This is a genomic window from Luteibacter sp. SVR4-7G (assembly GCF_056755555.1).
Genome location: NZ_JBPGXO010000032.1, coordinates 46,368 through 52,699, shown reverse-complemented (window position 1 = coordinate 52,699; position 6,332 = coordinate 46,368). Strand labels below are relative to the sequence as shown.

Annotated in this window: 5 protein-coding genes; 2 read left to right on the top strand and 3 right to left on the bottom strand. The window is 67.4% G+C overall.

What is annotated here, in order from left to right; translation table 11 throughout:
• Positions 1–961: 961 nt before the first annotated feature.
• The 3 genes from nagA to ACR9ZH_RS13005 are packed head-to-tail and all read right to left on the bottom strand — an operon-like array spanning position 962 to position 3,924.
• Positions 962–2,107, bottom strand: a complete 1,146-nt coding sequence (gene nagA / locus ACR9ZH_RS13015) for an N-acetylglucosamine-6-phosphate deacetylase (protein WP_481291176.1) — start codon at positions 2,105–2,107, stop codon at positions 962–964.
• A 13-nt stretch (positions 2,108–2,120) separates the two neighbouring features.
• Entirely contained in the window at positions 2,121–3,155 is a 1,035-nt protein-coding gene (locus tag ACR9ZH_RS13010; protein ID WP_481291175.1) for an SIS domain-containing protein, read from the bottom strand.
• Between the two features lie 16 nt (positions 3,156–3,171).
• Complete coding sequence (locus tag ACR9ZH_RS13005; protein WP_481291174.1) at positions 3,172–3,924, bottom strand: GntR family transcriptional regulator; 753 nt, start codon at positions 3,922–3,924, stop codon at positions 3,172–3,174.
• 237 nt (positions 3,925–4,161) lie between these two features.
• Here ACR9ZH_RS13005 and zwf point away from each other — a divergent pair, with 237 nt between their 5' ends.
• A complete protein-coding gene (zwf, locus tag ACR9ZH_RS13000; RefSeq protein ID WP_481291173.1) occupies positions 4,162–5,634 on the top strand; it encodes a glucose-6-phosphate dehydrogenase in 1,473 nt (490 codons plus the stop codon).
• Complete coding sequence (pgl, locus tag ACR9ZH_RS12995; RefSeq protein ID WP_481291172.1) at positions 5,631–6,332, top strand: 6-phosphogluconolactonase; 702 nt, start codon at positions 5,631–5,633, stop codon at positions 6,330–6,332. Before zwf ends, pgl begins: the two co-directional genes overlap by 4 nt.

Below are 6,332 nucleotides of genomic sequence, written 5' to 3'. Positions count from 1 at the left end.
GAGGCGATGAGCTGCGGACTCGCGGGATCACCGGCAGCCCGTGACCGGGCGCCGGACGGTTCGATTGTCGAAGTGGATCGGCGGCCGCGCCGGTCCCTTTCGCCGCGCGCGCGCGAACGCGCCGGGTCGCACGGCAGGGCGAAAGATGAGAAACGTCTTAGGACCGGCGGGGCCGCCGGTTCGTTAACCGGATCGACAGAAGGTGTCGAAGGCCCGGTAACCGGTGAAGGTGCCGCCGGCGGGGAACCGGCGGGCGAGCGAGTGATTTACCATGGCTGCAGCCTCATCAACTGGGTCTTAGTTGGTTAGGTCAGCGGCCCCTGGGTGTTACTAGCACCCTTGGGCCGCGCTCTCACCGCTTCGATGCGATGGTTGCCTGCGACGCCTTTTGATCAGAAGCTCAGGCAACAGCCCGAACATAGCAAATCGATTTGGGCTTGTCTGTACGACGGAACTCAAACGACGCGCGCGTGTGCGCACGCGCTGCGGGAATCGCCCGCGACGCGCGGCTTGCAACGCGAAGCGCGACCTGCAAGATGTCGCCTCCCTTCCTACCCGTCGCTCCCGCGGAGGCGGGAGCCTAGTAACTCTTACTGCAGGGTTGCGAAAACGCTCAGTGCGTGGAGGTGGTCGCGAGAAGATGTCGCGCGCAGGGCGCGCTCCTACAGGACGGCGTGCGTTGGGGAGCGAGCGGGCGAGGCGCTGCTCTGGCTTTTGCCGCATGCGACCGCAGTGTTGGGAGGAGCCGGTGGCTGCCGTTTTTGGAGCGATTCCGCAGGGAGGCGTAGGCCGGACGAGGACTTAGCGAAAAAAATGGGAGCCGCCGGCGACCCGCCGCCACGCCAACGCAAAACGCGATGGCGAAGCCGAGCCGGGCGCGACGCTCCATGCGGCGAAGCCGCTTAAAGCACGGGCCCGCGCAAGCGGGCCAACCGATACGAAAGCACCTTCTGCGCGGCAATCAACCGAAGACGCGGTTTCCACCGATCCAGGTTTCGACCACGTGCTGGGTCGCGTCCATCACCACGAAGTCTGCGCGGTAGCCCGCAGCTATGTGGCCGTGGGTGGTGCCGAGGCCAAGGAAGGCTGCTGGATAGGTCGAGGCCATGCGCGCGGCTTCGTCGTAGGCGACGCCGACCATGTGCACGGTGTTGCGCACGGCGGTGGCCATGTCGAGCGCGGAGCCCGCGATGGTGCCGTCGGCCGTGCGAACCACACCCTCGTGCACTGTGATGGTCTCGCCCTTGAGCACGAAACTGGGGTTATCCGAGCCCACCGGCGGCATCGCGTCCGTCACCAGCATCATCTTTTCGCGCGCCTTTGCGGCGATCGCGACGCGCAGCGAGGCCGGATGCACGTGATGGCCGTCGACGATCAGGCCGCACCAGCTGCCCGCGTCTTCCAGCGCGGCGCCGACCACGCCGGGCTCGCGGCTCGTGAACGGCGTCATCGCGTTGAACAGGTGGGTGAAACCGCGCACGCCAGCCGCCAGTGCATTGCGCGTGGTGTCGTAATCGGCGGCGGTGTGTCCCGCGGCGACGATGACGCCATTGGCAACAAGTTGCGCGAGCACGTCGGGCGAGGTGCGCTCCGGCGCGAGCGTGAGCAGGGTGACGCCGCCGTGCCGGCGCGCCACCATCGCGATGTCGTCGGCACCGGCGATGCGGAACTTCGCCGGATCGTGCACGCCCTTGCGCTCGGGCGCGATGAACGGACCTTCGAGATGGATGCCGAGGACGCCCGGAACGCCCTGCTCCACCGCGGCGTTCACGGCGTCGATGGCCTTCGCCATCACATCGGCATCGTCGCTGATCAACGTCGGCAGGAAGCCGGTGGTGCCGAACCTCGCGTGTGCTTCGCCGATGCGGCGGATCGTATCGACCGTCGGCGCATCGTTGAACAGTACGCCGCCGCCGCCGTTGACCTGGCAATCGATGAAGCCGGGCAGCAGCGTGCGTCCGCCGAGGTCGTGGCGTTTCGCCGCACGTACGCGCGGATCGGACGGCAGGGCGAGGCCGGTGATCGTGCCGCCATCGACGAGCACGGCGAAACCGCCCTGGAATCCGTTATCGGTAAGTACGCGGCCGTTGACGAGCGCGATGGTCATAGTGGGAAAGTCCTTAAACGGTTTCGGTGACCTTGTTGAGGTGCGGCGGGACGTCCGGATCGAAGCCCCGCTTCAATGCCAGCGCGGCAGTGGCGCGATAGAAACTCTGCACCACGACGAGGGGCGCGCTGATCGGCGCCGTGGCGACCAGGGGCAGCATGCCCTCGCCCTTCGCGCCCGGTGCCGCGATCCATACCTTGGCGCCGCGCTTGCGGAACTCGTCCGCCACCTCGAGCATGCCGGGCAGCGTGTCGTCGTCCTGCGCGAAGAACAGCACGGGGAAATCGGGCCCCACGAGGGCCATCGGGCCGTGCTTCACTTCGGCGGAGCTGAACGCTTCTGCGTGCAGGCCGGAGGTTTCCTTGAATTTCAGTGCCGCCTCGAGTGCGCCGGCGAAACCGAAGCCGCGGCCGACGACGAAGAGGTTATGGGCATCGACGAGGCCGTCGGTAAGTTCGGACCAGTCGGCCTCCCACCCCTCGCGCAGCTGCGCAGGCAGCGCGGCAAGCGCCTCGCCGATGGCGGCGTTGCCGCTCCAGCGCGCGGCAATGTGCAGGATGGCCGCGAGCGCGCCCAGATAGCTCTTGGTGGCGGCGACGCTCTTCTCCGGGCCCGCGTGCAGCGGCACCACGACATCCGCGCAGGCAGCCAGCGGCGAATCCACCACGTTGACCAGGGTGACGACGTACGCGCCGGCGCGCTTCGCCGCCTCGGCGTTCCGCACCAGGTCGGGACTCTTGCCCGACTGCGACACGGCGATATAAAGCGCGCCCTCGAGGTTCTGCTTCGCGTGGTAGATCGAGGTGACCGAAGGCGACGCCGAGGCGGTGACCACGCCGAGCTGGGTCTCGAACACGTACTTCGCGTATGTGGCCGCATGGTCGGAACTGCCGCGCGCGCAGGTGATCACCATGCGCGGCGGGTTCGCGCGCAGGCGTTCGGCCAGTGCGCTCACGACGGCTTCGTTCTCGGAAAGCTGGCGCTCCACGATCCCGGCGGTTTCGTGCGCTTCGCGGAACATCAGGGTGTCTTGCGGAAGTTTCGGCATGTCGGGATCCGGCGGGTCAGTCGCTCTGCAGCTCGGCGACGAAATCGTAGATATCGCCGCGGTACCAGGAGCAGGTGAATTCGACGATGCGGCCGTCCTCGAGGAAGCTGCGCCGCTCGATGTTGAGCCCCGCGCTACCCGCGCCGAGGCGGAGCAATCGCGTCTGTGCCGGGCCGAGCACCACTGCGCGCAGGCGCTGCAGGGCGCGCAGGGGACGGTTGCCGAGCTTGTCGAGCGCTTCGTAGAGCGAGTCCACCACGAGGCTCGGATCGGGAAGGAGATCCAGCGGCACCGCGCTGCGTTCGATGGCCAGCGGCTCGTCGCCCGCGTAGCGCAGGCGGTGCAGGCGGACCACCTGGGTGCCCGGCGACAGGTTCATCGCCATCGCCTCTTCGGGCGTGACCTCGCCGATGCCGCGTTCGAAGAACTCCGACCGCGGGTTGAGACCGCGGGCGCGGAGGTCTTCGGTGAAGCTGGTCATGCGCGACAGGGGCTTCACGATGCGCTCGGAAACGAAGGTACCGGCTCCATGGCGCTGGGTAAGCAGCCCGTCCTCGACGAGGCCGCCGATGGCCTTGCGCACGGTGACCCGGGACAGGGTGAGGGCCCTGGCCAGGTCGCGTTCGCTGGGCAGCGCATGGCCAACCTGGACCTCGCCGTTCTCGATCACGTTGCGGATGGCGCGGCGCAGGCGCATGTACGCCAGCGGCTGCCGGGCCGCCGGATCGTGTTGCAGACGCTGGTATTCGGCGACGAGGGCGCTTTCCATTCCACGAAGATACCAATCCACGACCACTGAGGCAAGGCTGTGCCACTCGCGCCATACCAGCGGCACCCTCGAACGGTCGTTTGCACGATTTAAATTTCATTGGAAACGTTTCCAAACCGTTTCCGGCCCGTGAAGAGGCGCGAATCGTCGCAGCGATTGGTACGGGGCTGGTACGTCCTGGTATGTCACTGGTACGATCCGAAGGCATCCATCCCGATCCCTCAAGAGGCCTCTGTCGTGAGCGCTCCCCTCCTGCCGATCGAACCGTTCGATCTGGTCATTTTCGGCGGCACCGGCGATCTCGCCGTCCGCAAGCTCCTGCCCGCCATGTACCACCGCTTCGCCGACGGCCAGATCCAGGCCAGCAGCCGGATCATCGGCGTGGCCCGCGAAGGACTGGATGACGACGCCTATCGGCAGCAGGTACGCGCCGCGGTGGAGAAGGGCGTGTCGCACATCGTTCCCGCGCAACTCGACGCCTTCATCCGCATGATCGGCTACCGCTCGCTCGATGCGCGCAAGGCCGACGGATGGGACGAGTTCGCGGCGCTGATGGCGGCGGAGCCCACCCACATCCGCGTCTTCTACCTGTCGACCTCGCCGGACATCTTCACCGACATCTGCCAGCGGCTCGGCGCCCTGAACCTCAACGGCGAACGCTCGCGCGTGGTGCTGGAAAAGCCGATCGGCCGCGACCTGGAGAGCGCCAACGCGATCAACGACGCGGTGGCCCGGGTGTTCGGCGAATCGCAGACCTATCGCATCGATCACTACCTCGGCAAGGAAACGGTGCAGAACCTGTTGGCGCTGCGCTTCGGCAACGCCCTGTTCGAACCGTTGTGGAACGCCCAGCACATCGACCACGTACAGATCACCGTGGCCGAAACCGTGGGCGTCGGCCATCGCGCCGGCTACTACGACCGCGCCGGCGCGCTGCGCGACATGGTCCAGAACCATATCCTGCAGCTCCTCTGCATGCTCGCCATGGAGCCGCCTTCGTCCCTGGCGCCCGACGCCGTGCGCGACGAGAAGCTCAAGGTGCTGCGTTCGCTCCGTCCGATCGACGATGGCAACGCGGCCCAGCTCACCGTGCGCGGCCAGTACCGCGCCGGTGCGGCGGAAGGCCAGGGCGTCCCGGGTTACCTGGACGAACTCGGCAGCGACCAGTCCAGGACCGAAACCTTCGTCGCCCTCAAGGCGGAGATCGGCAACTGGCGCTGGGCCGGCGTGCCGTTCTACCTGCGCACGGGCAAGCGCTTGCCCAACCGCGTCTCGGAGATCGTGGTGACGTTCCGAGCGTTGCCGCACTCGATCTTCGATCCCACCAGCGGTCCGCTCCTGCCCAACCGCCTCACGCTGCGCCTGCAGCCGGATGAAGGCGTGAAGCTGTGGCTGACCATCAAGCATCCGGGTCCGGGCGGCCTGCGCCTGCGCCACGTGCCGCTCGACATGAGCTTCGCGGCGGCGTTCGGCGTGCAGCAGCCCGATGCCTACGAGCGGCTCATCCTCGATGTCGTGCGTGGCAACCCGACCCTGTTCATGCGCCGCGACGAGGTCGAGGCCGCATGGAAGTGGGCCGGCCCCATCCTCGACGCGTGGGAGGCCAGCGGCGACATGCCGAAGCCGTATACCGCGGGCACCTGGGGTCCGAGCGCCGCCGTGGCGCTCATCGAACGCGATGGCCGAACCTGGGCCGAGGACGCCGCATGAACGCCAAGATCAACCGCCACGAATTCACCGACCGCCTGACCCTCGCCGACAAGCTGGCGCGGGATGTGGCCTCGAAACTGGAAGCCGCGATCAAGCAGCGCGGCAAGGCCACCCTCGTCGTGTCCGGCGGCAGCACGCCGAAGACCATGTTCGCCGTGCTCGCCGAGCAGGAGATCGACTGGTCGAAGGTGACCGTGACCCTGGTGGACGAGCGCTGGGTGGATACCGACAGCGAACGTTCCAACGCGCGCATGGTGGCCGAGCACCTGTTCCATCATGAATCGCATACGGCAAGCTTCGTGCCGCTGTTCGATCGCGCGCACAAGGACAACGTGGACGAGGCGCTCGACGACGTGGGCGCGCGCATCGACGCGCTCGGCCTGCCGTTCGACGTGGTGTTGCTGGGCATGGGCTCCGACGGCCATACGGCATCGTTCTTTCCCGGCGGCGACAGCCTTGCCGCGGCGCTCGATCCGAACGGCAAGCGCACGGTCGTCTCGATGCGCGCCGAAGGTGCCGGCGAGCCGCGCATCACGCTAAGCCTGCCGCGCGTGCTCGATACCCGCGCGCTCTACCTGCACATCGAAGGCGACGACAAGAAGGACGTGCTCGGCAAGGCACTGGCCGGCGGGGACTATCCGATCGCGGCCGTGCTGACGCAGGATCGCGTGCCCGTGGACGTCTACTGGGCTCCTTAA